At 70.3% G+C, this 26,981-nt stretch carries 22 protein-coding genes; 16 read left to right on the top strand and 6 right to left on the bottom strand.

Annotation, left to right across the window (positions count from 1 at the left end):
- The first annotated feature begins 5 nt into the window (after nt 1–5).
- The 4 genes from ACIHAO_RS39940 to ACIHAO_RS39955 are packed head-to-tail and all read left to right on the top strand — an operon-like array spanning nt 6 to nt 5,312.
- Nucleotides 6–1,364 carry a NarK/NasA family nitrate transporter gene (locus ACIHAO_RS39940; protein WP_125780998.1) on the top strand — a complete coding sequence of 453 codons (1,359 nt, stop codon included), beginning with the start codon at nt 6–8 and terminating at the stop codon, nt 1,362–1,364.
- Nucleotides 1,364–3,868 (top strand): nitrite reductase large subunit NirB, encoded by a 2,505-nt coding sequence (nirB, locus tag ACIHAO_RS39945; protein ID WP_396567017.1) that lies wholly within the window; start codon nt 1,364–1,366, stop codon nt 3,866–3,868. Before ACIHAO_RS39940 ends, nirB begins: the two co-directional genes overlap by 1 nt.
- Nucleotides 3,865–4,212 (top strand): nitrite reductase small subunit NirD, encoded by a 348-nt coding sequence (gene nirD, locus ACIHAO_RS39950; protein ID WP_396567019.1) that lies wholly within the window; start codon nt 3,865–3,867, stop codon nt 4,210–4,212. Before nirB ends, nirD begins: the two co-directional genes overlap by 4 nt.
- Nucleotides 4,209–5,312 carry a uroporphyrinogen-III synthase gene (locus tag ACIHAO_RS39955; RefSeq protein WP_396567021.1) on the top strand — a complete coding sequence of 368 codons (1,104 nt, stop codon included), beginning with the start codon at nt 4,209–4,211 and terminating at the stop codon, nt 5,310–5,312. Before nirD ends, ACIHAO_RS39955 begins: the two co-directional genes overlap by 4 nt.
- 112 nt (nt 5,313–5,424) lie before the next feature.
- On the opposite strand, the gene ACIHAO_RS39960 is transcribed toward ACIHAO_RS39955, so the two are convergent.
- Nucleotides 5,425–6,543, bottom strand: coding sequence for a DNA glycosylase AlkZ-like family protein (locus ACIHAO_RS39960; RefSeq protein WP_396567023.1), 1,119 nt, complete (start codon nt 6,541–6,543; stop codon nt 5,425–5,427).
- Between the two features lie 9 nt (nt 6,544–6,552).
- Nucleotides 6,553–6,948: a DUF3224 domain-containing protein gene (locus ACIHAO_RS39965; protein ID WP_396567025.1), complete on the bottom strand. Its 396-nt coding sequence runs from the start codon at nt 6,946–6,948 to the stop codon at nt 6,553–6,555.
- A gap of 60 nt (nt 6,949–7,008) precedes the next feature.
- On the opposite strand from ACIHAO_RS39965, the gene ACIHAO_RS39970 reads away from it, so the two are divergent.
- Genes ACIHAO_RS39970 through ACIHAO_RS39980 form a run of 3 tightly spaced genes read left to right on the top strand, consistent with a single transcriptional unit; the run spans nt 7,009 to nt 10,123 of the window.
- Nucleotides 7,009–7,977 carry a helix-turn-helix transcriptional regulator gene (locus ACIHAO_RS39970; protein ID WP_396567027.1) on the top strand — a complete coding sequence of 323 codons (969 nt, stop codon included), beginning with the start codon at nt 7,009–7,011 and terminating at the stop codon, nt 7,975–7,977.
- Nucleotides 7,970–8,779: a uroporphyrinogen-III synthase gene (locus ACIHAO_RS39975; protein ID WP_396567029.1), complete on the top strand. Its 810-nt coding sequence runs from the start codon at nt 7,970–7,972 to the stop codon at nt 8,777–8,779. Before ACIHAO_RS39970 ends, ACIHAO_RS39975 begins: the two co-directional genes overlap by 8 nt.
- Nucleotides 8,780–8,833: 54 nt before the next feature.
- Complete coding sequence (locus ACIHAO_RS39980) at nt 8,834–10,123, top strand: sensor histidine kinase (RefSeq protein WP_396567031.1); 1,290 nt, start codon at nt 8,834–8,836, stop codon at nt 10,121–10,123.
- 340 nt (nt 10,124–10,463) lie between these two features.
- Here the strand turns inward: ACIHAO_RS39980 and ACIHAO_RS39985 are convergent, their stop codons facing one another.
- Together ACIHAO_RS39985 and ACIHAO_RS39990 are read right to left on the bottom strand one after the other, a co-directional pair.
- Nucleotides 10,464–11,294: a siderophore-interacting protein gene (locus ACIHAO_RS39985; RefSeq protein ID WP_396567033.1), complete on the bottom strand. Its 831-nt coding sequence runs from the start codon at nt 11,292–11,294 to the stop codon at nt 10,464–10,466.
- A gap of 14 nt (nt 11,295–11,308) precedes the next feature.
- On the bottom strand, nt 11,309–11,632 hold the full coding sequence (locus ACIHAO_RS39990; protein WP_125796648.1) for an MGMT family protein: 324 nt from the start codon (nt 11,630–11,632) through the stop codon (nt 11,309–11,311).
- Nucleotides 11,633–11,686: 54 nt separating this feature from the next.
- Between ACIHAO_RS39990 and ACIHAO_RS39995 the strand changes: the two genes are divergently transcribed.
- Together ACIHAO_RS39995 and ACIHAO_RS40000 are read left to right on the top strand one after the other, a co-directional pair.
- A complete protein-coding gene (locus tag ACIHAO_RS39995; RefSeq protein ID WP_396567035.1) occupies nt 11,687–14,902 on the top strand; it encodes an ATP-dependent helicase in 3,216 nt (1,071 codons plus the stop codon).
- Nucleotides 14,899–18,153, top strand: a complete 3,255-nt coding sequence (locus ACIHAO_RS40000) for an ATP-dependent helicase (protein WP_396567037.1) — start codon at nt 14,899–14,901, stop codon at nt 18,151–18,153. The genes ACIHAO_RS39995 and ACIHAO_RS40000 overlap by 4 nt, the downstream gene beginning before the upstream one ends.
- A 73-nt stretch (nt 18,154–18,226) precedes the next feature.
- Here ACIHAO_RS40000 and ACIHAO_RS40005 read toward each other — a convergent pair whose 3' ends face one another.
- Nucleotides 18,227–18,613 (bottom strand): MauE/DoxX family redox-associated membrane protein, encoded by a 387-nt coding sequence (locus ACIHAO_RS40005; RefSeq protein WP_125781025.1) that lies wholly within the window; start codon nt 18,611–18,613, stop codon nt 18,227–18,229.
- An 88-nt stretch (nt 18,614–18,701) separates the two neighbouring features.
- Here ACIHAO_RS40005 and ACIHAO_RS40010 point away from each other — a divergent pair, with 88 nt between their 5' ends.
- Entirely contained in the window at nt 18,702–19,778 is a 1,077-nt protein-coding gene (locus ACIHAO_RS40010; RefSeq protein WP_396567040.1) for a potassium channel family protein, read from the top strand.
- 180 nt (nt 19,779–19,958) lie between these two features.
- Nucleotides 19,959–20,366: a hypothetical protein gene (locus tag ACIHAO_RS40015; protein WP_125796760.1), complete on the top strand. Its 408-nt coding sequence runs from the start codon at nt 19,959–19,961 to the stop codon at nt 20,364–20,366.
- Nucleotides 20,367–20,446: 80 nt separating this feature from the next.
- On the opposite strand, the gene ACIHAO_RS40020 is transcribed toward ACIHAO_RS40015, so the two are convergent.
- Entirely contained in the window at nt 20,447–21,532 is a 1,086-nt protein-coding gene (locus ACIHAO_RS40020) for a neutral zinc metallopeptidase (RefSeq protein ID WP_396567042.1), read from the bottom strand.
- A gap of 217 nt (nt 21,533–21,749) precedes the next feature.
- Between ACIHAO_RS40020 and ACIHAO_RS40025 the strand changes: the two genes are divergently transcribed.
- Genes ACIHAO_RS40025 through ACIHAO_RS40045 form a run of 5 tightly spaced genes read left to right on the top strand, consistent with a single transcriptional unit; the run spans nt 21,750 to nt 26,917 of the window.
- Complete coding sequence (locus tag ACIHAO_RS40025) at nt 21,750–22,889, top strand: hypothetical protein (protein WP_396567044.1); 1,140 nt, start codon at nt 21,750–21,752, stop codon at nt 22,887–22,889.
- Nucleotides 22,883–23,524, top strand: coding sequence for a DUF4129 domain-containing protein (locus ACIHAO_RS40030; RefSeq protein ID WP_396567046.1), 642 nt, complete (start codon nt 22,883–22,885; stop codon nt 23,522–23,524). Before ACIHAO_RS40025 ends, ACIHAO_RS40030 begins: the two co-directional genes overlap by 7 nt.
- Complete coding sequence (locus ACIHAO_RS40035; protein ID WP_396567048.1) at nt 23,521–24,645, top strand: DUF4350 domain-containing protein; 1,125 nt, start codon at nt 23,521–23,523, stop codon at nt 24,643–24,645. The genes ACIHAO_RS40030 and ACIHAO_RS40035 overlap by 4 nt, the downstream gene beginning before the upstream one ends.
- A gap of 26 nt (nt 24,646–24,671) precedes the next feature.
- Entirely contained in the window at nt 24,672–25,631 is a 960-nt protein-coding gene (locus ACIHAO_RS40040; protein WP_396567084.1) for an AAA family ATPase, read from the top strand.
- The gene (locus ACIHAO_RS40045) at nt 25,631–26,917 is read left to right on the top strand and encodes a DUF58 domain-containing protein (RefSeq protein ID WP_396567050.1); all 1,287 of its coding nucleotides are present in this window, start codon (nt 25,631–25,633) and stop codon (nt 26,915–26,917) included. Before ACIHAO_RS40040 ends, ACIHAO_RS40045 begins: the two co-directional genes overlap by 1 nt.
- The last annotated feature ends 64 nt before the right edge of the window (nt 26,918–26,981 follow it).

Genomic DNA, 26,981 nt, shown 5'->3' on the forward strand with positions numbered 1-26,981 from the left:
ACCTCATGCACGCTCGTGGCAAGCGCTGGATCGAGCACTGGGATCCGGAGAACGAGCGGTTCTGGGAGGAGACCGGGAAGAAGATCGCCCGGCGGAACCTCTGGTTCTCCATCCTGGCCGAGCACATCGGCTTCTCCGTCTGGACACTGTGGTCGGTCATGGTCCTGTTCATGGGACCGCAGTACGGTTTCTCGGCCGCGGACAAGTTCCTGCTGGTCTCGACGCCGACGCTGATCGGCGCGCTGATGCGGCCGCTGTACACCTTCGCGGTGGCGCGGTTCGGCGGCCGGAACTGGACGATCGTCAGCGCGCTGCTGTTGCTGGCGCCGACGATCCTGGCGGCGATCGCGATGCAACCGGGCACCTCGCTCGGCACGTTCCTGCTGATCGCCGCGCTCGGCGGGGTCGGCGGCGGGAACTTCGCGTCGTCGATGACCAACATCAACGCGTTCTACCCCGAGAAGCACAAGGGCTGGGCGCTCGGGCTCAACGCGGGCGGCGGAAACCTCGGCGTGGCGGCGATCCAGCTGATCGGGCTACTGGTGATCGGGACCGTCGGCGCGACCGCGCCCCGGGTGGTGCTGGCGATCTACATCCCGCTCATCGTGGTCGCGGCGGTCTGCGCGTACTTCTACATGGACAACCTCGCCTCGATGAAGGGCGACACCAAGGCGATGCGCGAGGTCGTCAAGGATCCGCACACCTGGGTGATGTCGTTCCTCTACGTCGGCACGTTCGGTTCGTTCATCGGGTACAGCTTCGCCTTCGGCCTGGTGCTGCAGAACCAGTTCGGCCGCACGCCGCTGCAGGCGGCCGCGGTGACGTTCCTCGGCCCGCTGCTCGGCTCGTTCTCGCGGCCGACGGGCGGCTGGCTGGCCGACCGGATCGGCGGCGGCAAGATCACCTTCGTGACATTCGTCGGCATGGCCGCGGCGACCGTGGTGCTGATCCTGGCGTCGACGTCGAACTCGCTGGCGTTGTTCACCGTCGCGTTCATCGTGCTGTTCGTGCTCACCGGCATCGGCAACGGCTCGACGTACAAGATGATCCCGGCGATCTTCCGCGCCAAGGCGAAGGTCGCGATCAGCGAGGGCGCCGACGAGACGCTGGAGATGCTCAAGGCACGCAAGCTTTCCGGAGCCTTGATCGGGCTGGCCGGGGCGATCGGCGCGCTCGGCGGGCTGTTCATCAACCTGGCGTTCCGGCAGTCGTTCGCGGACACGAAGAGCGGGGTGCCGGCGTTCGTCGCCTTCCTCGTCTTCTACGGGCTGTGCTTCGCCGTCACGTGGGCGGTGTACCTGCGCAAGCAGCAGTCGGAGGTGACGAGCGTCCGGGGTCTGGCGCTCGCCGGAGCGGAGGTCTGATGCGGAAACTCGTCGTCGCGGGACATGGCATGGTCGCGCACCGGCTCGTCGAAGCGGTGCGCGCGGAGGACAAGACCGGCGAATGGCAGATCGTGGTACTCGCCGAGGAGGCGCGGCCCGCCTACGATCGCGTCGCTCTGACGTCCTATGTGGACACTTGGGATCCGGCTTCCCTCGCTCTCGATGGAGCGGACTACGCGGAGGACCCGCTGGTCGAGCTGCGGCTCGGCGACGCGGTGGTTTCGGTGGACCGGAACCGCAAGGTCGTCGTCACCGAGGCCGGCCACGAGCAGCCGTACGACGCGCTCGTCCTCGCGACCGGTTCGCGGCCGTTCGTCCCGCCGGTGCCGGGACACGATCTTCCGGGCTGCTTCGTCTACCGGACGATCGAGGACCTCGACGCGATCCGCGAAGCCGCTCAGCGGCCCGGGCGCGGACGTCGTTCGGCGGTCGTCATCGGTGGCGGACTCCTGGGCCTCGAAGCCGCGAAGGCGTTGCGGGACATGGGTCTCTCGCCGCATGTGGTCGAGATGGCGCCGCGCCTGATGCCGCTGCAGGTCGACGAGGGCGGCGGTGGCCTGCTCCGGCGGCTGATCACCGACCTCGACGTGACCGTCCACACGGGAACGTCGACCGACGCCATCGAGCCGGACGGCGAGCGCTACCTCGCGAAGCTCGGCAACGGTACGGAACTCGACGTCGATCTCGTGGTCTTCTCCGCGGGCATCCGGCCGCGGGACGATCTGGCGCGTTCGTCCGGGCTGGAGGTCGGCGCGCGGGGCGGCATCCTGGTCGACGACACCTGCCGGACGTCCGACCCGGCGGTGTACGCGATCGGCGAATGCGCGGCCGTCGACGGCAAGGTGTACGGCATCGTGGCACCGGGGTACGCGATGGCGGAGATCGTCGCGGCGCGGCTGACCGGCGGCGAGGGCACGTTCCCCGAGCCGGACATGTCGACGAAGCTCAAGCTCATGGGTGTCGACGTCGCCAGCTTCGGCGACGCGCACGCGGCGACGGAGGGCGCGCTGGAGGTGGCGTTCAACGACGCCGTCGCCGGGACGTACAAGAAGCTCGTCATCTCGGACGACTCGAAGACGTTGCTGGGCGGGGTCCTCGTCGGTGACGCGAGCGAGTTCAACACCCTGCGCGCGATGGTCGGCAGGCCGCTGCCCGCCGAACCCGGCGCGATCCTCGCCCCGGCCGGTGGCGGGTCGGCGGTCGGGGTCGACGCGCTGCCCGACGCGGCGCAGATCTGTTCCTGCAACGCGGTTTCCAAGGGCGCGATCACGCACGCGATCACCGAAGAGGGCTGCGATTCGGTCGCCAAGATCAAGGGCTGCACGCGGGCGGGCACGGCCTGCGGATCGTGTGTCCCGCTGCTGGGCAAGCTGCTGACGGCTTGCGGTGTCGAGCAGTCGAAGGCGCTGTGCGAGCACTTCCCGCAGTCACGCGCGGAGCTGTTCCAGATCCTCCAGGCCACGCGGATCACCACGTTCAGCGAGATGATCGACCGCTACGGCACCGGAACCGGCTGCGCCATCTGCAAACCGGCGATCGCGTCCATTCTGGCCACGCTGGGCAACGGGCACATCCTCGCCGGCGAGCAGGCGACGCTGCAGGACACCAACGACAAGTTCCTCGCGAACCTGCAGCGCAACGGGACGTACTCGGTCGTCCCGCGGATCCCCGGCGGCGAGGTCACGCCGGAGAAGCTCATGGTGATCGCGCAGGTGGCGATGGATTTCGGGCTGTACACCAAGATCACCGGCGGACAACGGATCGACCTGTTCGGCGCCACCGTCGACCAGCTCCCGCTGATCTGGCGGCGGCTCGTCGACGCCGGATTCGAGTCGGGACACGCGTACGGGAAGTCGTTGCGCACGGTGAAGTCGTGCGTCGGTTCGACGTGGTGCCGCTACGGCGTGCAGGACAGCGTCGGGCTGGCGATCGAGTTGGAGCTGCGCTACCGCGGCCTGCGCTCGCCGCACAAGCTGAAGTCCGCGGTTTCGGGCTGCGCGCGGGAATGCGCCGAGGCACGGAGCAAGGACTTCGGCGTCATCGCGACCGACAAGGGCTGGAACCTCTACGTCGGCGGCAACGGCGGCGCGACCCCGCGGCACGCGGATCTGCTCGTGTCCGAAGTGGACACGGAGACACTGATCCGCACGATCGACCGGTTCCTGATGTTCTACGTCCGCACGGCCGACCGCCTGCAACGCACCGCGCCGTGGGTCGAGGAGATGGAAGGCGGGCTCGACCACCTGCGCGCGGTGATCGTCGACGACAAGCTCGGCATCTGCGAAGACCTCGACGCGGCGATGGCCAAGCATGTCGGCGACTACGCCGACGAGTGGCGCGGCGTGCTGGAGGACCCGGAGAAGCTGGCGAAGTTCAGCTCGTTCGTCAACGCGCCGGGGACGCCGGATCCGACGATCTCGTTCCGCACCGAACGCGACCAGAAGGTGCCCGTGCTGCTGGGAATCCCGGAGGTGAAACAGTGACGACCTCGATCGAGCGCACCTGGACCGCCGTCTGCGCGGCGGGCGCGGTCCCCGAATGGTCCGGTGTCGCCGCCCTGCTCGACGGCGGCGTGCAGGTGGCGATCTTCCGGCTGCCCGGCGACCGGTGGTACGCACTGTCCAACATGGACCCGGTCAGCGGCGCCGCGGTGCTTTCGCGGGGGATCGTCGGTGACGCGGGCGGAGTCCCCGTGGTGGCGTCGCCGGTGTACAAGGAACGCTTCGACCTGCGGACCGGCACCTGCCTCGACGCCGAGGGTGTCTCGGTCGAGGCGTACCGGGTGCGGGTCTCCGGGGGAGTGGTGGAGGTGGAGTTCTCGCCGTGACAGAAGTCCTTCCCCTGGCGGGATTCGTCATCGGGATCACGGCGGCGCGGCGGGCTGACGAGCTCGGCGCGCTGTTCGTGCGTAAGGGTGCGACCGTGCGCTACGGTCCGGCCATCCGGATCGTGCCGCTCGCCGACGACACCGAACTGCGCGCGGCGACCATGCGGTTGCTGGAAGACCGCGTCGACGTCGTCGTCGCGACGACCGGGATCGGTTTCCGCGGCTGGGTCGAGGCGGCCGAAGGCTGGGGGCTGGGGGAGGAGTTGCTGGAGAGTCTGGGGAGTTCGGCGCTGCTCGCACGCGGCCCGAAGGCCAAAGGGGCGATCCGCGCGGCCGGGCTTTCGGAGGACTACTCGCCCACTTCGGAGAGTAACGCCGAAGTGCTGCGGCATCTTCTCGATTCCGGTGTGGACGGTCAGCGGATCGCGGTGCAGCTGCACGGCGAGCCGCTTCCGTACTTTGTGGACAGTCTGCGTACCGCGGGCGCCGAGGTGATCGAAGTGCCGGTGTACCGCTGGGTCGGTCCGGCCGATCCCGGGCCGCTGGACCGGCTGCTGGACGCGGTCCTCGACGGTTCGGTGGACGCGTTGCCGTTCACCAGCGCGCCCGCGGCCGCGTCACTGCTGGCGGTGGCGAAGCGGACCGGGAAACTGCCGGGAGTCGTGCGGGCACTGGAAAAGCGCGTCGTGGTCGCCTGTGTCGGGCCGATCACCGCGGCGCCGCTGGCCGCGCTGGGGATCCCGACGGTCCAGCCCGCGCGGTCGCGGATCGGGGCGTTGGCGCGGACGGTGTCGGACGCGTTAGTAGCCCGTTCACCGCGGTTGGCGGCGGGCGGGCGGCGTATCGAACTGCGCGGGCAGGCGGCGCTGGTCGACGGGCAGTGGTGTGACATCGCGCCCGCGCCGATGGCGATGCTGCGGGCGCTGGCGGAGTCGCCGGGGCGGGTGTTCTCCCGGCGGGAGCTGGTCGCCGCGTTGCCCGACGGCGGCGAGGAGCACGCCGTCGAGACCGCCATCGGACGCCTGCGGAGTTCTTTGGGGTCACCGAAACTCGTCCAGACGGTGGTGAAACGGGGCTACCGCCTGGCCGTCGATCCGTGACCCCCGCAATTCGTCACCTACTTGCGGTGGTCGCGCGGGGAAGTGGCGCAAGTAGGTGACGAATTGCGGGGGTGGTGGACGCAAGTAGGTGACGAATTGCGGGGTCTTGCGGTCAGGCGAAGGTGACGCGGTGGTCGGGAAAGTCGCGGGCGGCGGCGACGCGGGCCGCCTCCTCCTCGGCCGCCTTCCGCACGGCCGGGCGGAGGGCGTCGAACGGGGCGACGGTGAAGTCGAGCCGCTTCTTCCCGCTCGCCTTGGCCCGCCACACGCCGGCGATCTCGCCGTCGGCCAGCAGTGCGCCGGGACTGCCGAGGATCTTCCACACTTCTTTCTGCCGCGCCTTGTCCGGCACCAGCACGGCCCGGTCGCGCGCCTGGACGAACGGGTCCAGCGGCGGCAGCAGGCGCACCACGTCCGGCTCCGGCGGATTTTCCAGCAACGGCACCCGGTCTTCCGGCAGGAACGCCTTCTTGCCGTCGACCCGGACCTCGACCAGGCCGTCCGGCCACATCGCGTCGACGCCGGCGCGGGTCGTTCCGACGTAGGCGGCGGCGTCACCGGGGGCGGCGGGACCGTTGATCCGCAGGTAGCCCTCGACCACGCGTTTGGCCGCCTCGACGTCCGGCGTCGTCTTGAGCCGACCGCGCTTTTCCAGTGGCGCCAACGTTGCCGGGGTCGCACCCGCCTCCAGCCGGACTCCGGCGTGGATCGACGCGACCCGCATCAGCTGCTCGTAGATGTGCACGACACCGCAGCCGCGGCAGGCGTACGAAAGGCCTTCGGGGATCAGTTTCGTGACGGCGCCGCTCACCGTGCCCTTGGTCTGCGTACCGGTGACGACCTCGCGGATCGCCTTCGCGGCGGTGAACAGCGCGTCCGTCGCGGACATGGCCGCGTCCTCGACCTGCTTGCGCTGCCAGAGGATCCGCGCCATCGCGTCCTTCTCGTCGAGCGGCACGAGCGCGGCCCGGATCGCGTCGAGCTCCGTGCGACGGTGGAAATGCGGCGCGCCGCGATGCGTCCACGCGAGCACGAAGCGCGCGTCGTCCCAGACCTCGGGCGTGATGTCGCCGTCGATCCGGGCGGCGAGGCCCAGCAGAGCGGTGTCCCGCACGGAATCCTGCAGCCCGAGGTCGAACACGGCCGCCGCGGCCGGCTCCGTCTCCTCACGGTGCAGTCCGTGCGCCGCGATCCGGTACGCCAGCACCTGCTCGCGATCGACCTCGAGCACTGGTCCTCCCTAGAGCGCGTATTCGAACGTGTACGACATCTTCGGCTCACCGAGCGCGCCGGTTGTGGTGCCGGTGCCGGTGATCCCGGCGAGTTCACCCGTTCCGGAGCCTTCGACGACCGTGAACTGCGACGAGATGCCCTTCGCGTCGAACCCGGTGTCGTGCTTGATCACGAAGCTTCCCTTGCGCCCGTCCACACTGCCCTCGATCCGTTCGAGGCCGGGGGACGTCGTTCCGCCGCCGTCGAAGCCCTCGCCCGCGTAGTACAGCAGATAGTCGATGACCGCCTCACCTTCGATCAGCCCGCTGTAGGCGAACGTGGCGTGCGCGTGTGCCACGCGCGGCCCGCCCTCCGTGCCGCTGACGAGGGCTTCTTCCCAGTTCTTCATGGCGAACGTGTTCATGGGTTCACCCTGTCAGCCATACCTGTCAGATCATGTCAGGTTTTCGGGGATACTGGAGTCATGCGCGCGAGCAGACTCCTGTCGGTTCTCCTCCTGCTGCAGAACCGCGGCCGGATGACGGCCGAGGAGCTGGCGACCGAACTGGAGGTCTCGGTCCGGACGGTCTACCGCGACGTCGAGGCGCTGTCCGCGGCCGGCGTGCCGGTGTACGCCGATCGCGGGCGCACGGGCGGATATCAGCTCGTCGACGGCTATCGCACGCGGCTGACCGGGCTGACCGAGGAGGAGGCGCAATCGCTTTCGCTGGCGGGCCTGCCGGGCGCGGCCGCCGAACTGGGGCTGGGCACGGTCCTCGCCGCCGCGCAGCTCAAACTGCACGCGGCCATGCCCGCGGAACTGCGCGCCGGGGCGAGCAAGGTCTCCGACCGGTTCTACCTGGACGTTCCCGGTTGGCATCGCGGGATCGAGAGCCTGCCGCGACTGTCCGAACTGGCCGACGCGGTCTGGCACGCGCGGCGGATCAAGGTCCGGTACGAACGCTGGGGGCAGCGGAAGGTCGATCGCGTCCTCGACCCGCTCGGTCTGATCCTCAAGGCGGGCAACTGGTATCTCGCGGCGCGCTGCGACGGGACCGACCGGACCTATCGGGTCTCCCGCATCGAGGAGCTCGACGATCTGGGTGAGACCTTCGAGCGGCCGTCCGACTTCGACCTCGCGCGGTACTGGCAGGAATGGTCGGAGCAGTTCGAAAAGCGGATGTACTCGCGAGTGGCGGTGGTCCGGTTGAACGAGTTCGCCCGCATACTGGTGCCGTTCTATCTCGGAGCCGTCGGAGTACGGGCGTTGCGGGAAGCGGTCGCCGAGCCGGACGAAAACGGCTGGCTCACGATGGAACTGCCCGTGGAGCCGGGAGAACCGGCCGTCGGCGAACTGCTGCGCTTCGGCGGGAACCTCGAAGTGCTCGAACCGCCGGAGCTGCGCGAGCGGCTGGCGGAGGAGATCAGGAAGATGGGCGCGCGTTATGGCTGACCTGGCCGGCATCACGATCGGGATCACCGCGGAACGGCGGGCGGAAGACTTCATCGGCGCACTCGAACGACACGGCGCGACAGTGCTGCACGCACCGACCATCCGGATCGTCCCGCTACCCGACGACACCGAATTGCGGGCGGCGACGGACGCCGTGCTGGCCGGACCGGTCGGGTTCACCGCGGTCACCACCGGCGCCGGGTTCCGCGGCTGGCTTTCGGCGGCCGAAGGCTGGGGGCTGCGCGAACCGTTGCTGGAGCGGCTGGCGGCGTCACGGATCTTCGTGCGCGGACCGAAAGCGGCGGGCGCCGTGCGCGGCGAGGGGCTGCGCGAGGAATTCTCCGCGCCCGAAGAGAGCAACGCGGAACTGTTCGAAGGCTTGCGCGACGCCGGGGTCGGCGGCGCACGGGTCGCCGTCCAGCTGCACGGAACCCTGCTGCCCGAACTCACCGGTTCGCTGCGGGACGCGGGCGCGGACGTCGTCCAGGCGCAGCCGTACCGCTGGCTTTCGCCCGCCGACGTCGGACCTGTGCACGAACTCGTCGAAAGTGTGCTGTCCGGACGCGTGCACGCGTTGGCCTTCACCTCCGCTCCGGCGGCCACGAACCTGCTCACGCTGGCGGGTTCGCGTCGCAAGGAGCTTCTTGCCGCATTGCGAGGCCCAGTGTTGTGCGCATGCGTCGGCCCGGTGACCGCGGCGCCGCTGGAAGCCGCCGGGGTGCCGACTGTCCAGCCCGAACGTCAGCGACTCGGCGCGCTCGTCAAACTTCTCGTCGCGGAACTGCGCATTCGGCCGTCTTGACGCGGGAAGTCCGCTTTGCCAGGCTCGACACATCGGACGCGGGGAGGGCGGCGGATGTCCGAGTCTCAATCGGTCACGTTCGTGCGCGCGATGTTGCGAAAGGGCTCTTCGGTCTTGGGCGCGAGCCCAGCCGACGAAGCACCCGACCCCGATTCCGTTCCCGACTGGCGCTATCGGGAAGACTCCGCGGACTCGCTGCTGATGCGCGCCATGCGCTATTCCGCCCTCGGCCCGATCTTCTACCGCGTGGCCGCGTTTCCGAAGGTATACATCGGTTTCCTCGTCGCGAACGGTTCGGCGGGGATCGTCCCGGTGCTGAGCACGACGCTACTGGCGGTGCTGCTCAACGTCTTCGCGGTCTGGTGGGTCGTGAAGGGCCGCGGGATCCGGGCGAAGACGTCCGGGCGGCTGATGTACGCGGATCTCGCCGTGGGCGTGGTGCTCACGACGATCGTGGCCGTGGCCGCGCCCACCGAAATCCAGCCGTTCGCCATCGACGTCGCGTGGACGTGGATGGTCGGGACGGTGGCGTTGTGGACGCTGTCGTTCGGGCTGCCCGCCGCTTGCGTGCTGCTGATCGCGGCCTTGCCGTTCCGGGCGTTCCTGACCTGGATCGGCGGACTCCCGATCGACCATCCGCTCGCGGTCAGCCGATCGGTCGGCTGCATGGTCGCGCTCGTCGTGGCGATGGTGACCACGGCCGGGATCCTGATCCTGCTCGGCGTCGGGACCCGGTTCGCGCTGGGCATCGGGATGCGCCGAGGGCAGCGGGCCGAACGCCTGCGGACCCAGCGGGTCATGCACGACTCGGTGCTCCAAACACTGGAAGCGATGGGCATGGAGGCGCCCGACGACGACTCCGCCGCCGCACAGCGGCTCGCCGAGATGCGTGCCGCGGCCCGGGCGCAGGCCGCCGAACTGCGCCGCGAACTGGCCGGCCCCGACGCGCCCTCGGCACGCGGCCTCGCCGCGGACCTCGCCGAGGTCGCCACCGAAATGGCGCGCGACGGCCTCCGCACCCAACTCGTCGCCGCCGAGACCGAAGAGGACTACCGCCTCTCGCACGCGCGCCGGACCGCCATCCGCGACGCCGTCCGCGAAGCGCTCCGAAACACCGTGAAGCACGCCGGAACGAACCAGGTCGTGCTTCGCGTCGAGGAGTCCGAAGGCGGCGTCGCGGTCATCGCGCGGGATCAGGGGACCGGCTTCAGCATGCTGGACCGGCCGCCGGGGTTCGGGATCAGCCAGTCGATCATGGCGCGGCTGGCGGAGGTCGGCGGGCGGGGGACGATCGATTCGCATCCGGGGCGGGGGACCCGGGTGACGCTCTGGGTGCCGCACTGAGTTTGTGGCTTGGGCGCGTGAAGGCCCCTTGAGGGATCCAGGGTCCGTGAAGGCCTCCTTCACTACCTTGAGGGTAGGCAAGGAGGCCCTCACGGCACGTTTCCGCGCGGCGACCGAGGGCCAAAGCGATAGCAAGGGACCTTTGCTATCGCTTGCTTAGCATGGCTACGTAAGCGGTAGCAAAGGTCCCTTGCTCTCTTTCCGCAGGTCGAGGGGTGCGCCCAATGTGGCATTGGGGACACCCAGCGTCCCCAATGCCACATTGGGCGCACCTGCACCCCGCAACGCGCACCCGAAGGGGGCCGAAGGGGGAGAAGGGGCGCGGAGGGGGTGAAGGGGGTTAGTCCTCTTCGGGGGGCGGGGTCTCCCCGGCTTCCGCTTGTCGCATCGCTTCCCGCCCGGCGGCCTCTTCGCTCACGCCCTGCCGCCAGTACCCCGTGAAGCAGATCGCCCGCTTGTCCATTCCGCGCTCCCGCACGAGGTGCCGCCGCGTCAGCTTCACCATGTTCGCTTCGCCCGAGATCCACGCGTAAGGCGTCCCGCCCGGCAGTTCGGCCTTACGCACGGCTTCGAGCACCGCGTCGCCGACAGGGCCAGAGCCCCGCACTACCCAGTGCAGCTCCACCGTCCCCTGCGTTTCGAAGACCTGCCGATCTTCGCGATCACCGATCTCGACGTAGACCACCGCTCGCGTTCCGGCGGGCAGCGCCTCGACGATGGCGCCGATCGCCGGGATCGCGGTCTCGTCGCCGACCAGTAGCTGCCAGGTCGTGTCCGGGGGCACGTCGTAGAGCCCGTGCGGCCCCAGGAACGCGACGCGGTCACCCTCCGTGGCGCGCGACGCCCAAGCCGAGGCGGGGCCTTCGTCGCCGTGCAGCACGAAGTCGATGTCGACCTCCTGCACCGATGGCCGCAGCGCGCGCACCGTGTAGGTGCGCATCGACGGCCGGACGTCGTCGGGCATCGCGAGGTAGCTCCGGTACCAGGACAGCACTTCGTCACCGCTCAGCGGAGCGGGCAGCACGGGCTCCGCCTGGCCGGGCAGCGGGAAGAACACCTTCAGGTACTGGTCGGGGGCGTGGTCCACCAGCGATGCCCCCGAGAAGGTCACCCTGCTCATATGCGGGGTCAGCCTCCGGACCCCGGTCACCTTCGCCTCGATGTAGCTCATTAGGCGAGGCTAACCTAAAAGAGAGCGCCGGGACCAGCGTCGTCGCCGGGATCACGCTGCCACCGGTATTTTCGCAGGTCGACGCGCTGTCCGTCGGCCAGGACGCCCTCCGCGCGCAGCTTCTCCAGCTGCTCGTGGACCAGATGCGGGGCAGGCGTCCCGTCGGCGCGCAGAATCCGGTGCCAAGGCAGGTCCTGGCCGTCCTCGCCGAGGATCCGCCCGACCAGCCGTGGGGACGGAGCTCCCGAAACCGACGCTATATCCCCATAAGTCGCGACCGAGCCGGCGGGCACGCTCGCGATGACCTCGCGCACCCGCTCGTGCAGTTCGTCATCCATGGGACCACTTTGCCGTGCCGCTGCGAGGTTGTGTCGGCGGGGCGTGGTTCCATCGTGGGCGTGAACGGGCGGCGAACAGCGGCAGGAACCGACGCGCGGCTGGTCCGCACGCCGGTCACCGGCACGCCCTCGTTCCAGTGGGATTCCGGCGCCCGGCGCCTGCTGGCCGCCCCGGACGGCTTCCGCCGGGTCCTCGGCGGCCCGGGTACGGGCAAGACGGCGTTGCTGGCGTCGGCGGCTTCGCGGCGCATCGCGGAGGGCGCGGACCCGGAGAGCGTGCTCATCCTGACCACTTCTCGCAAGGCGGCCGAGGTCCTGCGCGCCGACATCACCCACCGGCTCACCACCGATCCGGAAGAGGATCCGCTGCCGCGCACGATCCGCGAACCGCTCGTGCGCACGGTGCACTCGTACGCGTACGCGCTGTTGCGGATGGAGGCGCAGGCCGACGAACTCCCGCCGCCTCGCCTGCTGGCCGGAGCGGAGCAGGACGTCGTCGTCCGCGATCTGCTCGCCGGCGACATCGAGGCGGGCGCGCTCGACTGGCCAGAACAGCTGCGGCCCGCGCTGAACGTCCCCGGTTTCGCCGAGGAACTGCGAGACCTGCTGCTCCGCGCCGCCGAACGCGGGCTCGGCCCGGAGGATCTGGTCGAACTCGGCAGGCGTCGCGGCCGCGACGAGTGGATCGCGGCCGGGCGTTTCTGGAGCCAGTACGAAGAGGTCACGTTGCTGCAGGGCGCGGGCGGCAACGCGCTCGGCGTCGCGAGCGCGCCCGCGCTGGACGCGGCGGAGCTCGTCACTTCCGCCTTGCTCGCGCTGGAGGACGACCCCGAACTGCGCGAACGCGAGCAGCGCCGCGTCCGGCATCTGTTCGTCGACGACGCCCAGCATCTCGACCCGTTGCAGACCCAGCTCATCCGGCTCATCGGGCACGCGGCCGACGAATTCGTCGTCGCGGGTGACCCCGATCAGTCCGTGTTCTCCTTCCGCGGCGCGGATCCCCGGCTGTTCGCCGACGCGGACGAGGACGGCGAACGCACGGTCCTGCTGACCACGGCGCACCGGCTCGCCCCGGTGATCCGCACGGCCGTCACGAAACTCGGCTCCGTGCTGCCCGGCTCGTCTCCGCAGCGCAAACTCGTCGACGCGCCGGACGCCGAGGGTGGCGCCGTCCGCGTCCGCCTGATGCCGACCCCGGCCGCCGAGGCGAGCTGGATCGCCGATCAGCTCCGCCGCGCGCATCTCGTCGACGGCGTGCCGTGGTCGGAGATGGCGGTGCTCGTCCGGTCGCCCGCCCGTACTTTCCTTGTCCTGCAACGCGCTTTGCGGGCGGCCGGGGTGCCGATCGGTTCGGCCACCGAGGAACTGCCGCTCGCGAAGCAGCCCGCGGTCCGTCCCCTGCTGGCGATGCTGCGGCTCGCCGCGGATCCGGACCTGCTCGACGTCGACCTCGCCGAGATGCTGTTGTCCTCGCCGCTGGGCGGCGCGGATCCGCTCGCCCTGCGGCGGCTGCGTCGCGGTCTGCGCAGGCTGGAACTCGCCGGCGGCGGGCAGCGGTCCAGCGACGAACTGCTGGTGGAAGCCTTACGTACCAACGATGTCCTCACCGGTCTCGCCGATGCCGAGTCGCTGCCGATGCGCCGGGTGGGCGGCCTGCTGCACGCGGCGCACCAGGCCGTGGTGCGCGGCGAGGGTGTCGAGCAGGTGCTGTGGGATCTGTGGCAGGCCAGCGGTCTGGAGCAGCGCTTACTGCGTTTGGTCGATCGCGGTGGTTCCCTTGGCTCGCAGGCGGACAGGGATCTCGACGCGATCGTCGCCCTCTTCGACGCGGCCGGTCGCTATGTCGACAGATTGCCGAAGGCGAGTGTCGCCTCGTTCGCGGATTACCTGTCCTCGCAGAACATCGCGGGGGACACGCTGGCGCCCGCGGCCATGAAGAGCGACGGCGTCTCGCTGCTGACGGCGCACGCGGCCGCCGGTCGTGAGTGGACGGTCGTGTCCATCGCCGGTGTGCAGGAGGGCAGCTGGCCGGATCTGCGGTTGCGCGGCTCCGTGCTCGGCGTGGAGCGGCTGGTCGACCTCATGTCCGGCGTCGACGACGAGAAGGTGTCCGCCACCGCGCCGATCCTCGCCGAAGAGCGGCGGCTGTTCTACCTCGCCGCGAGCCGCGCGCGGAAGACGTTGCTGGTCAGCGCGGTCGCGGGGGAGGACGAGCAGCCCTCGCGGTTCATCGACGACCTCGAAGAGAACGGCGCGGACGACGGCGGCCTCGATTCGCGGATGAAGCCTGCCGGCCGTTCGCTGGTGCTCGCCGAACTCGTCGGTGAACTGCGCGAGGTGGTCTGCGACGAATCGAGCGAGCCGGAAAGGCGTCAGCGGGCGGCGCGTCAGCTCGCCAAACTGGCCGCCGCCGGGGTGCCGGGCGCGCATCCGGGCACCTGGTACGGCCTGCTGGAACCCTCCACCGGCGAACCCGTGCACGGGCCGGGCGACCTCATCCGCATCTCACCGTCCACTGTGGAGGTTCTGGTCAAATGTCCGCTGCGGTGGCTGATCGAACGCCACGGCGGCAGCGACCCGGCGCAACTCGCGGCCGTCACGGGAACCCTGGTGCACGGCCTCGCGCAGGCGGTCGCGGGCGGCAGCAGCGACGAGCAGATCCGCGCCGCCCTCGACGAAGCGTGGGTGAGGGTCGACGCGGGGGCGCCGTGGTTCTCGCGCCGTGAGCGGTCGCGCGTCGAGCAGATGTTGCGGAACTTCATCTCCTGGTTGGAATCCAGCCGCAAGGAGCTGATCGAAGCCGGGGTCGAGCAGGACATCGAGGTCGAGCTCCCGGTCGGGGATGACGACGTCCGCGTGCTCCTGCGCGGCCGCGTCGACCGCGTCGAGATGGACAAGGATGGCCGTCCGGTCGTCATCGACATCAAGACCGGCAAGGTCCCGATCTCCGCCGCCGACGCCGAACAGCATCCGCAGCTCGCCGCGTACCAGCTCGCCGTGCTGCTCGGCGCGGTCGAAGGCGGTTCGAAACCCGGTGGCGCGCGGCTGGTCTACGTCGCGAAGTCCAACAACAAGACCGGATCCACCCAGCGCGAGCAAGCGCCGCTGGACTCCGGCGGCGGCAAGCAGTGGCTCGAACTGGTGCGTTCGGCGGCCGGATCCGCCGCGGGCCCGGAGTACGGGGTCACCGAGAACCCGGACTGTGATCGTTGCCCGGCAAGGGGTTGCTGTCCGCTGCGGCCCGAGGGCAGGCAGGTGACCGGGCCTTGATCTCCGCACTTCAGCGCCGTCAGGTCGAACCCGGCGAGATCGCCCGCGCGCTCGGCCTGCACAGCCCGACCGACGAACAGGCCGAGGTCATCGCCGCGCCCATCGAGCCGTCGCTGGTGGTCGCCGGCGCGGGCGCGGGCAAGACCGAGACGATGGCCGCGCGTGTGGTGTGGCTGGTGGCCAACAGCATCGTGCCACCGGAACGCGTCCTCGGCCTGACCTTCACCCGCAAGGCCGCCCGCCAGCTCGGCGAACGCGTCCGCACCCGGCTGCGCCGCCTCGTCGGATCGGGGCTGCTCGACCGGATCGATCCGACCGGCGACCTGCGCATGACGGTGACGGCAGGCGAGCCGACGGTGCTCACCTATCACGCGTACGCCGGGCGGCTGCTGTCCGAACACGGCCTGCGACTGCCCGTCCAGCCAGGGGTCCGGCTGCTGTCGGAGACGTCTTCGTGGCAGTTCTCGCATCGCGTGGTGTCCACTTGGGACAATGACCTCGACACGGATCGCGTGCCCGCCACGGTGACGGCGCAGTTGCTGGCGCTGGCCGGGGAACTCGGTGAGCATCTGGTCGAGCCCGAACGGCTGGCGCGGTACACGTCCTGGCTGTGCGAGGTCATCGAGAACGCGCCGCGGGCAAAGGGCCAGCGTGCGGCGCTGCCGCAGAAACTGGCCGAAGTCATGACCGCGCAACGATTCCGGCTCGCGTTGCTGCCGCTGGTCGAGGCGTATCACGCGCGGAAACGAGCCGAGGGCGCGCTCGACTTCGCCGACCAGATGTCCTTGGCCGCACAGCTCGCCAGCAGTTATCCGGCGGTGGTCGCGGGGGAGAGGGAGCGCTACGGCGCCGTCCTGCTCGACGAGTACCAGGACACCGGGCACGCCCAGCGGATCCTGCTGCGGTCGTTGTTCGGCGGCGTCGAGCATCCGCCGATGCCGGTGACCGCGGTGGGCGACCCGGCGCAGGCCATCTACGGCTGGCGTGGGGCGAGCGCGGCGAACCTGCCCCGGTTCACCACGGACTTCCCGCGCGACAACGGCGAACGGCTTGTCCCGGCGCTGGATTTCGGGCTGCTGACCAGTTTCCGCAACCCGCCCGAGGTGCTCGAACTCGCGAACGCGATCTCGGAACCGTTGCGAGAGCGCGGGCTCGGTGTCGCGCGGCTGCGTGCGCTGGAGGGCGCGGGGGCGGCCGACATCGCCACCGCGCTGCTGCCGGACGTCCGCGCCGAACGCGAGTGGGTGGCCGACGCGGTGGCGAAGCGCTGGTTCGAAACCGTGGAGGAGACCGGAAAGCCGCCGACCGCGGCGGTCCTGGTGCGCCGCCGCGCCGACATGGCGCCGATCGCGGCGGAGATGCGGGCACGCGGGCTTCCGGTGGAGGTCGTCGGCCTCGGCGGCCTCCTCGACGAACCCGAAGTCGCAGACCTGGTCAGCACGTTGCGGGTGCTCGCCGATCCGCTCGCCGGCAGTGCCGCCGCCCGGTTGCTGACCGGGGCGCGCTGGCGGATCGCGGCGGCCGACCTCGCGGCGTTGTGGCGCCGCGCGGGCGAACTGTCCTCGCCGGTGCCGCCGTCGGGAAAGTCCGATGTGGACGAACCGGTGCTGGTGACCGAACGGGTCGAACAGGCGGGCCTCGCCGACGCGATCGACGATCCCGGGACGCCGGACCGGTATTCGTCCGAGGGCTACCGGCGGATCCGGAAGATCGGCTCCGAGCTTTCGGCGTTGCGACGGCGGCTCGACCAGTCGCTGCCGGAACTGGTCGCCGACGTGGAACGCACCATGCTGCTCGACGTCGAGTCGCTGGCTCGCCCGGGGCCCGCCGGGCGCGCGCATCTGGACGCTTTCGCCGACGTCGTCACGGATTTCGCCGAGACGTCGCCGACGGCCACTCTTCTGTCCTTTGTGGACTACCTGAACACGGCCGCGCACGCGGAGGACGGGCTCACCCCCGGCGAGGTGGAGGTCGTCCCGGATCGGGTCCAGGTGCTGACCGTGCATTCGGCCAAGGGACTGGAATGGCGCATCGTCGCGATCCCGCATCTGGTCAAGGAGGTCTTCCCCGGGCGGCGGCGTTCGTCGTCGTGGCTGCGGACGTCGACCTCGTTGCCCGCGGCGCTGCGCGGGGACTCGGAGGACCTGCCGGAGCTGCGGATCCCCGAAGGCTCGGACCGCAAGGAAGTGCAGGAAGCGCTGGAACTGCACGAAGAAGGCTTCATCGCGCGGGAAGCGGACGAGGAGCGGCGGCTCTGCTACGTCGCGCTGACCCGCTCCGAACACACGATGCTGATCTCCGGCCATTGGTGGAACGAGAGCAGCGCGCGGCCGAAGGGGCCTTCGGAGTTCCTGCTCGAAATCGGCGAGGTGATGCGCGGCAACTCGGTCGGCCGGATCGAGCACTGGGCCGACGAGCCGGAAGCCGACGGGGAGAACCCGCTGGTCGCCGACTCCCGCCGGTCGCGGTGGCCGGTCGATCCGCTGTGGCCGCGGCGCGAAGGCGTCACCAACGGCGTCGACCTGGTAGTCGGCGCGATGGAAAACGCGGAAGACAGTGAAGAGGAAGAGGACGATCCGGACGGCTGGATCTCCGACACCAAGGTGCTGCTGGAGGAGCGCGCGCGGGCGCAGAACCGCGTTCAGCAGGTCGTGCTGCCGTCGCATCTTTCGGTGAGTCAGCTGGTCGAGCTGTCGGCCGACCCCGCCGCGCTGGCGAAACGGCTGCGGCGACCGCTTCCCGTGCGGCCCAACACTTACGCGCGCCGGGGGACGGCGTTCCACGGCTGGCTGGAGCAGCGGTTCGGCGGCGAGCAACTGCTGGAGATCGACGACCTGCCAGGCGCGGCGGACGTCGACGAAGCGCCCGACTCCGAGCTGGAGGCGTTGCAGACGGCGTTCGAGAAAAGCGAGTGGTCGCACCGGGTGCCGCACGCCGTCGAGGTCCCGTTCTCGGCGGACGTCGTGGGCGTGACGGTGCGCGGGCGGATGGACGCCGTGTTCGCCGACGCCGACGGCGGGTGGACCGTCGTCGACTGGAAGACCGGCGCGGTACCGGAGAAAGACCGGCTCGCGCCGCTGGCCGTGCAGCTGGCGGCGTACCGGCTGGCGTGGGCGGCACTCAAGAAGGTGCCGGTCGAGAAGGTGCGCGCGGCATTCCACTACGTGAAACACGACAAGACCGTCCGCCCGGCTGACCTGCTGGACGCCGAAGGCCTGCGGCAACTACTGCGGAGCGTCCCGACGATCTAGCAATTCGTCACCTACTTGCGATCCTTGCGTGTGCGACTACCGCAAGTAGGTGACGAATTGCGGGGTCAGGGAGTCAGGCGCGGTCGCGCACCTTCAGGGCCCAGGTCACCAGCGGGATCTGGAGCGGGACGCGGGCCCAGAACGCCGCCCGCCAGTGCTTCGGCGCCTTGCGGCGGTCGGCGTCGACGGCCATCTTCACGTTCCCCGGCAGGACCACGACGAACAGCAGCGCGGCCGCGAGCCCGCCGAGTCGCCGTGTCTTCGGCGCGGCGATCGCGGCGGCGACGCCCAGCTCGGCCACGCCGGAGCCGTAGGTCCATGCCCGAGGGGAGCCCGGGAGCTGCTTCGGGATGATGGCGTCGAAGGGCTTCGGCTGGGCGAAGTGCAGCACACCGGCCGCGCCGAGCAGGCCGGCGAGGAAATACGCGGGCCGCTGAGACGGCTTGGAATCCGAAGACATGCCCTGAGCTTCGCATACCGCGCTCAACGTCAGGATCTTCGGCTATCCTCCCGACCGTGAGTGACGCGGACCAGGCCGGAGCCTGTGCATGAGGGTTCTCAAGCGTTTCCCGGTCCGGCTGAGCGACCGCCCGGACCACGAGCTCGTCGGCGTGATCCGCATGCCGGAACTGACGGTCAGCCCGCTGCGGTCGATTCTCAAACGGATCATCGGCGCGATGCTCGCCCTGCTCGCGACCGTCCTGATCGTCTACTTCGACCGGGACGGCTACCGCGACGCCAACGGCGACGGGCTCAGCCTTCTCGACAGCCTCTATTACGCGACAGTGTCGCTGTCGACGACGGGATACGGTGACATCGCGCCCGCGACGTCGTCCGCTCGGCTGGTGAACGTCCTGGTGATCACCCCGCTGCGCGTGCTCTTCCTCATCGTCCTGGTCGGTACCACCCTCGAAGTGCTCACCGAGCGCTCTCGGCAGGCTTTCAAGATCCAAAAGTGGAGGACGAAGGTGCGTGACCACACGGTCGTCGTCGGATTCGGCACGAAGGGCCGGTCGGCGGTCAACGCGCTGCTCGGGGACGAGAACGTCGAACCCGACCACATCGTCGTCGTCGATACCGACCAGCAGGCCCTGGAAGCGGCCACCTCGCTCGGCCTGGTGACCGTGCACGGCTCGGCCACCCGCGCCGACGTGCTGCGGGTCGCCGGCGTGCAGCGGGCCAAGGCCGTCGTCGTCGCCCCGAACCGGGACGACACCGCGGTGCTGGTCACGCTGACCGCGCGCGAGCTGGCGCCGAAGGCCCACATCGTGGCGTCGGTGCGCGAAGCGGAAAACGTCCACCTGCTCAAGCAGTCGGGCGCGAACCAGGTCGTGGTGTCGAGCGAGACCGCGGGGCGGCTGCTCGGCATGGCGACGTCGACGCCGCTGGTGGTCGACATGGTCGAGGACCTGCTCACCCCCGAGTCCGGTCTCGCGATCGCCGAACGCCCAGTTGAGCCCTCCGAAGAGGGCGGTTCGCCGCGGCATCTGCCGGACATTGTGCTGGGTGTCGTCCGCGACGGCGTGCTGTACCGCGTGGACGCCCCGCAGGCCGACGCCATCGAGCCGGGCGACAAGCTGCTCTACATCCGGAAGGTGACCTCCGCGGAGACGATCGAGCGGTAGCGGGGGACCTTTGCTATCACGCCCTCTGGACAAGAGGGCTCCTCTGTTCTGCCGCTGGTATCACGCCCTCTGGACAAAGAGGGCTCCTGTGTTTTGGCGCCGGGTTCTGGGAGCATGGCGTTCGTGCGCAAGCGATCGGACCCCGCCAGAGGGCTCACCCCGGGGTGGAACTCCCTGGCCGTGGCGGCCGGTGCCGGCCTGCTGGTGATCTTTCTGGCCTGGTTCGCCGGGCCGGGGCTGTTCGGCATCACGAACGAGCCCCGGGGGACGACCGTGCGGGCGGAGGTCGTCGAGCCCGCGCCCTGCACGGGCGGCGGCGCGACCGAGAAGGTCAAGTTCGAATTCGGCGGCAAGCCGATGGAGGGCTCGCTCAACGGCTGCGGACACGGCAAGGGCGAGCGCCTCGAGGTCGTCGTCCCGGACGGGGCTTCGGGCGACGGCGTCTCGGTGCACGCGGCCGACGCGACCGCGGGAGCCAGCGACGCGCGGCGGCCGCTCGGGATGGCGCTGCTGGTGTTCAGCTGCTTCGCCGGCGGGATGTACGTCTACCTGGTGTTGCGCGGGCCGCGGAGGCTCGCGACGGCCTGATCCCGCGAACTCGCGTGATTGGACGGCGATCTCGCGTGATCCGGCTCCGGACACGCTTGGGACGCCCGCCGCACTACAGGTCAGGAAACGGCGCTCCCCGGCGCCGAGAAGGTGTTGCAGTCGGCGATCCGGTTGTTGCTCGCGCCCGCCCGCCACCAGGACGCGTAATGCGCGTTAGTCCCGTGGTCCTGGCTGCGCGAGGTGTTGTCGCCCCGGGTCTCCTGGTCGTTCCATGCCTTGTTGTACATGTCCCGGCTGACCGTGCCGCCCTGGTCGACGTGCGCGCCGAGGAACATCCCGGAGAAGCACTGCGCCTGGAGTTCCTTGCGCCGTGACATCTCCAGCCCGGCGGGGCTGTTCTGGCCCGCGTCGTAGATCTTCTGCCAGGCGGCGTCCATCAGCCCGGCGACCTCCTGCACGTGATGCCCGTACTCGTGCGCGAAAAGGGCGAGGTAGACGCCGGGGTTGTTGCCGTACTGGTCGGTCTGAAGGCCGCGGAACGGCACGTAGAGGTTGTTCTCGCAGTAGTACGCCGCCGTCGCGATGCCCACCTGGATCGTGCCGCATTCGGTTTCGAAGCTGGCCCCGGTGGGGAAGTGCAGCGCGGGCGGGGTGAACGGCAGGTCGTAGGCGTCGAGGAACGGTCCCCACGCGTTGTCGAGGCATTTGCCCGCCGCGGTGAAGAACGCCTCCGCGGCCTGCTGGCTGCTCTGCCACTGCGGCAGCGTGCAGACCCGGTTCTGCAAGCCCGCGTTCGGGTCCTGGAGGATCGGGTGGTCGCCGAGTTTGAGGATCTTCTGCGGCCCGCTCGACGACGGCGCCTTGGACGGCGACGACGGGAACGGGTTCGTCGAGGACGACGGCGAAGAAGACCCGCTCGGCGGCAACGCGGCCGGGGAAGTCGGGTTCGGCAGGGTCGAATAGCCCGCGTTCGCTACGTGATCGGTGCCGTCACGATTGAGTGAGATGATCGCGACGAGGCCGAGGACCAGTACGGCGACCGCGCCGAGGCAGATGCCGACGATCGCGCCCACGGACCGCCGGCGCGGTGGTGGCGGCGGGAAGTGGTGCGGCGCGCCGTGCCACTGGGCAGGGGGCTGGCCGTGCACCGGCGGTGGCTGGACGGCGCCGCGTGGCGGCCACTGGCCGTGGGGCGGTTGCGTCATCAAGTCGGTCCCGGTGGTTCTAGGGGCGAACCGGGGGTACCCGGCCCGATGTTCAGCATAACGAGCTAACGGTGTCCCTTCCCACAGCTCGGCTGCAGAGGGTATCCAGCATGAGGTGAGTGGTCACCCATCAGTGTCGTCACCCCAGCTCTGGCCGGGTGTCGGACCCTCTGGAAGAGTGGGCGTAAGCAACGTGAACGGGTAGAGGGGCTGTCGCATGACGGAGACCGGCGGACCGTCCGGGCCGGAAGGTACCGAGACTCCGGGCAAACCGGCACAGCCGAAGGCGGCCGAACCGACATCGCCGCAGGCGGACATGCCGACACCGCCGCGGGGGGAAGTGCCGCCGTCACCGGCGCCTGAGCAGCAGTGGCAGTCCCCGTCCGGGGCCACGCCGCCGCCGCTGCCGTCCTACCAGCCGCCGCAGCAACAGCAGCAGTATCCGAACTGGAAGGTCGGTCTCGGCAGGCCCGGGGTCATCCCGCTGCGCCCGCTGAACCTCACCGACATCCTCGACGGCGCGGTCACGACCATGCGCCGGTACTGGCGGATGGTCTTCGGCGCCGCCGCCGTGACCGCCGTGCTGACCGCGGCCATCGACCTGATCGGGTACCTGCTGGTCGACACGACCGAGGACCTCGAGCGGCTCCGCGATCTCGGCCCGGCGGCCACCGATCAGGAACTGCTGAACCAGACGCTGGACATGCTGGGCGGATCGTTGGCGGCGAGTTTCGTCAGCCTGATCGCCACGATGATCGGGACCACGCTGCTCACCGGGTTCCTGACCGTCTTGATGGGCAAGGCCGCACTGGGCAAGCCGATCGTCTTCAAGGAGGCGGTGAAGGAGGCGGCGGGACGGCTGCTGCCGCTGCTCGGGCTGACCGTGCTCTACACGCTGGCGATCATGGTCGCGGCGATCTTCTGTTTCGTGCCCGCGATCATCCCCTTCACCTTCTGGGCGCTGGCCAGCCCGGCGCTGCTGCTGGAACGCGGCACCGTGCGGGAGGCGTTCCGCCGGTCGGCGAAGCTGGTCTCGGGGATGTTCTGGCGGATCTTCGGGATCCTGCTGCTGGCCGCCGTGATCTCGGCGTTCCTGGCGATGATCATCACGATGCCGTTCAGCTTCGGCGCGTTCATGACCCTGTTCACCGATCCCGAGCAGGTGTACATCCCCTCGACCGGTGACCTGATCCTGCAGTCGGTGGGCACGGTGATCGCGCAGACGATCGTCGGCCCGTTCTCCGCGCTGGTGACCGTGATCCTCTACATCGATCAGCGGATGCGCCGTGAGGGCATGGACATCGAACTGGCCCGCGCGGCCGGGATCGCGACGCCGCCCCCGCCGCAGGCATGGTGACGCGTTTCCTCTCCGAGGTCCCGGTCGACATCGACCGGGACACCGCCCGGCTGCGTGCCGCCGAGGAGCTCGCGGGTCAGGCTTATCAGGCCGCGAAGCCGAACTGGCTGTCCCAGGCGTTCAGCTGGGTGCTCGAAAAGCTGTTCGGCGTCCTCGAATCCGTCGACAGCGCCGTGCCCGGCGGGATCTTCGCCGTGGTACTGCTGGTCGTCGTGGTGATCGTCGTGGTCGTGGTGATCCGGCTGAAGTCCGGTCCCTTGGCGGCGTCGGCCAAGAGCGGCCGCGCCGTGTTCGCCGGGCAGCGCAAGGCTTCCGGCGAACATCGCAAGGCGGCCGAGGAGGCCGCGTCGCGGGGTGACTTCGACGACGCCGTCCGTGAGCTCTTCCGTGCCGTGGTGCGGTCTTTGGAGGAACGGGCGTTGCTGGACGAGAAATCCGGCCGGACCGCCGACGAGGCCGCCATCGAAGCCGGACGGCTGCTCCCCGACGTCGCCGTGGCCTTGCGCGCCGGCGCCCGTCTGTTCGACGACGTCCACTACGGCGGCATCCCGGCCATCGAGGCCGGCTACCGGTCACTGTCCGAACTGGACGAACGCTGCCGTCGTGCCAGGCCGGTCGCCTTGGCGGCCGGATGACCTCGGTTTCGCCCGACGCCCGCCGGATCTGGCGCGGGGTGCGGTTGCCGCTCGCGGTCGTCCTCATGCTCGTGCTGACCGGGACGCTGCTCGTGCTCGTCCAGGGCGAGCAGACCACCGGCGCGCTCGAACCGGGGTCCTACGAGCCCGGTGGCAGCCGTGCGCTGGCGACCTTGCTGGAACGGGAAGGCGTCAAGATCCCGGTCGTGCGCACCGCCGCCGCGGCCAAGGGTGTCGCGAGGGACGCGACCGTCTTGATCACCCAGCCCGCGTATCTGCCCAAAAACACCTTCGCCGAAATCCGGCGGAGCGCCAAGCACGTCGTGCTGGTGCGGCCGAGTTCTGCCACGGTCGAGGAGATCCTCCCCGGTGTGCGGTCGACCGGTCAGCTCGAAACCGAGACCCGCGCCCCGGACTGCCAGGCCGCGGATCCCGTCGCGGCGGGCAGCGCGACGATGGGCGGCTTGAAGTACACGGCCACGCAGCCGCGAGCGCAGGAATGCTACGGCGGCTCGTATCTCGAAGTACCCGGTCCGGAAGGAACGGTCACCGTACTCGGTGGCCCCGAGCCGTTGACCAACGAAGCGCTCGCCAACGAGGGCAACGCGGCGCTCGCGATGCGGTTGCTCGGGAAGCACGAACGGCTGGTCTGGTATCTGCCGACGCCGGCGGATCCTTCGCTCGAAGCGGAGAAGAAGCCGCTGTCCGAACTGATCCCGGCTGGCTGGTCGTACGCGGCGTTGCAGGCCGGGATCGCGGTGGTGCTGCTGGCACTGTGGCGCTCGCGGCGACTGGGCCAGGTGGTGACCGAACCGATCCCGGTCGTGGTGCGCGCGGCCGAGGCCACCGAAGGACGGGCGAGGTTGTACCGCAAGGCGAAGGCCGCCGCGCACGCCGGGGAGACCCTGCGCGAGGCGGCCCGCGCGCGGCTCCGGCCGTTGCTGGGGCTCACTCGTGACGCCGAACCCGCGGCGCTGGTGGACTCCGTCGCCGTGCGGACCGGCCGGGCGCCGGCCGAGATCGGCGCGCTGTTGTACGGGGACCCGCCCGCGGATGACGCCGCCCTGGTGCGGCTGGCGGACGGACTCGATGTCGTGGAACGAGAGGTGGAGCGGTCTTGAGTACCGAACAGTCCGAGCAGGGCACGGTGGATGGTGCGGCCGAAGCACGGGCGGCGCTGATCGCCCTGCGGGCCGAGGTCGGGAAGGCCGTGGTGGGCAACGACGCGGCCGTCACCGGACTCATCATCGCGTTGCTGTGCCGGGGACATGTGCTGCTCGAAGGCGTTCCCGGCGTGGCCAAGACGTTGCTGGTGCGGGCTTTGGCCGCGGCACTGGAGCTGGAGACCACCCGGGTGCAGTTCACGCCGGACCTCATGCCGGGCGACATCACCGGCTCGATCGTCTACGACGCGCACAGCGGCGAGTTCTCGTTCCGCGAGGGCCCGGTGTTCACGAACCTGCTGCTGGCCGACGAAATCAACCGCACTCCGCCGAAAACGCAGTCTTCGCTGCTGGAAGCGATGGAGGAGCGTCAGGTCTCCAGTGACGGCAAGACGCGGCCGCTGCCCGATCCGTTCATCGTCATCGCGACACAGAACCCGGTCGAATACGAAGGCACGTACCCGTTGCCCGAGGCGCAGCTCGACCGCTTCCTGTTGAAGCTGACCATGCCGATGCCGTCCCGTGAGGACGAATTCGGCATCCTTTCCCGGCACGCGCAGGGTTTCGACCCGCGAAACCTCGGCGCGGCGGGGATCGCCCCGGTCGCCGGGGTCGCCCAGCTCGACGCCGCCCGGCGCGCGGTCGCCGGGGTCACCGTGCGCCCCGAGGTGCTCGCCTACATCGTGGACGTCTGCCGGGCGACGCGGTCGCTGCCGTCCGTGCGGCTCGGCGTTTCGCCGCGTGGCGCGACCGCGCTGCTCGCCGCGAGCAAGGCGTGGGCGTGGCTCGCCGGGCGCGACTACGCCACCCCGGACGACGTCAAAGCCTTGGCACGGCCGTCTTTGCGGCACCGGCTCGATCTGCGGCCCGAGGCCGAACTCGAAGGCGCGACCGCCGACGGTGTGCTGGACCGCGTCCTCGCGTCCGTGCCCGTTCCGCGCTGATGGCCGTCACCGGGCGGCTCGGGCTGCTGGCGCTCCTCGCGGCGCCGGTGGTCGGTCTCCTGCTGCCCTCGTTGGCCGGGATCGGGCTGGCCGCCGCGGTGCTGTTCCTGTTGGTGGCGCTGGATCTCCTGCTCGCCGGGAGTGTGCGGCGGCTGGAATTCGCGCGGTCCGGCGCGACGTCCGTGCGGCTGGGGGAGGCGTGCGAGGTCACGCTGACCTTGGCCAATCCCGGTGGCCGTCCGGTACGCGCTTGGCTGCGGGACGCCTGGCCGCCCAGCGCCGGCGCGGACGACAGGCATCGTTTGACGCTGCCGGCGGGCGAACGCCGCGTCGTGACCACCCGGCTCCTGCCGACCCGGCGCGGCGACCGGACGGCGGCCAGGGTCACCGTCCGATCGACAGGCCCGCTGGGGCTCGCCGCCCGGCAGGGTTCGCACGACGTGCCGTGGACCGTGCGGGTGCTGCCGCCGTTCCACAGCCGCAAACATCTGCCGTCGCGGCTGGCGCGGCTGCAACAGCTCGACGGCCGCAACGCCGTGCTGATCCGGGGCCAGGGCACGGAATTCGACTCCCTGCGCGAGTACGTGATCGGCGACGACGTCCGGTCGATCGACTGGCGGGCTTCGGCGCGCGCGTCCGACGTCATGGTGCGGACCTGGCGCCCCGAACGCGACCGGCACGTGGTGCTGGTGCTCGACACCGGCCGCGTTTCGGCGGGCCGGGTCGGGGACGCGCCGCGGCTGGACGCGGCGATGGACGCGGCCCTGCTGCTGGCCGTGCTCGCCGCGCGGGCGGGCGACCGCGTCGACCTCCTCGCCTACGACCGGCAAGTCCACGCCGCGGTCCAGGGTTCGAGCGACTTGTTGCCCGCCTTGGTGAACGCGATGGCGCCGCTCGAATCGTCACTGGTCGAGACCGACGCGCGCGGCATGATCGCGGAGGCGCTGCGGCGGACCCGGCGGCGCGCATTGGTCGTCCTGCTGACCGGGCTCGACGCGGCGCCGCTGGAAGAAGGCCTGTTCCCGGTGCTGTCCAAGCTGACCTCGCGACACCAGCTGATGATCGCTTCGGTGGCGGATCCGCGGGTCGCCGAGATGGCGGCGGGCCGCGGCGACGCGGAAGCCGTCTACGACGCGGCCGCGGCCGAGCGGGTGCTGGCCGAACGGCGCCAGGTCACCGCGCGGCTGGCGCGGCACGGTGTCGAGGTCGTCGACGCCGTCCCCGAGGACCTGCCGCCGCGGCTGGCCGACCGGTATCTCGCGCTGAAGGCGGCCGGACGGCTCTGATGTCGACGGCTCCGGCCCCTGGTGAACCGATCATCAGGAGGAACCGATGGATTTCGACCGGCAC

Origin of the sequence: Amycolatopsis sp. NPDC052450, from assembly GCF_044547565.1 — a bacterium.
Lineage (GTDB): Bacteria > Actinomycetota > Actinomycetes > Mycobacteriales > Pseudonocardiaceae > Amycolatopsis.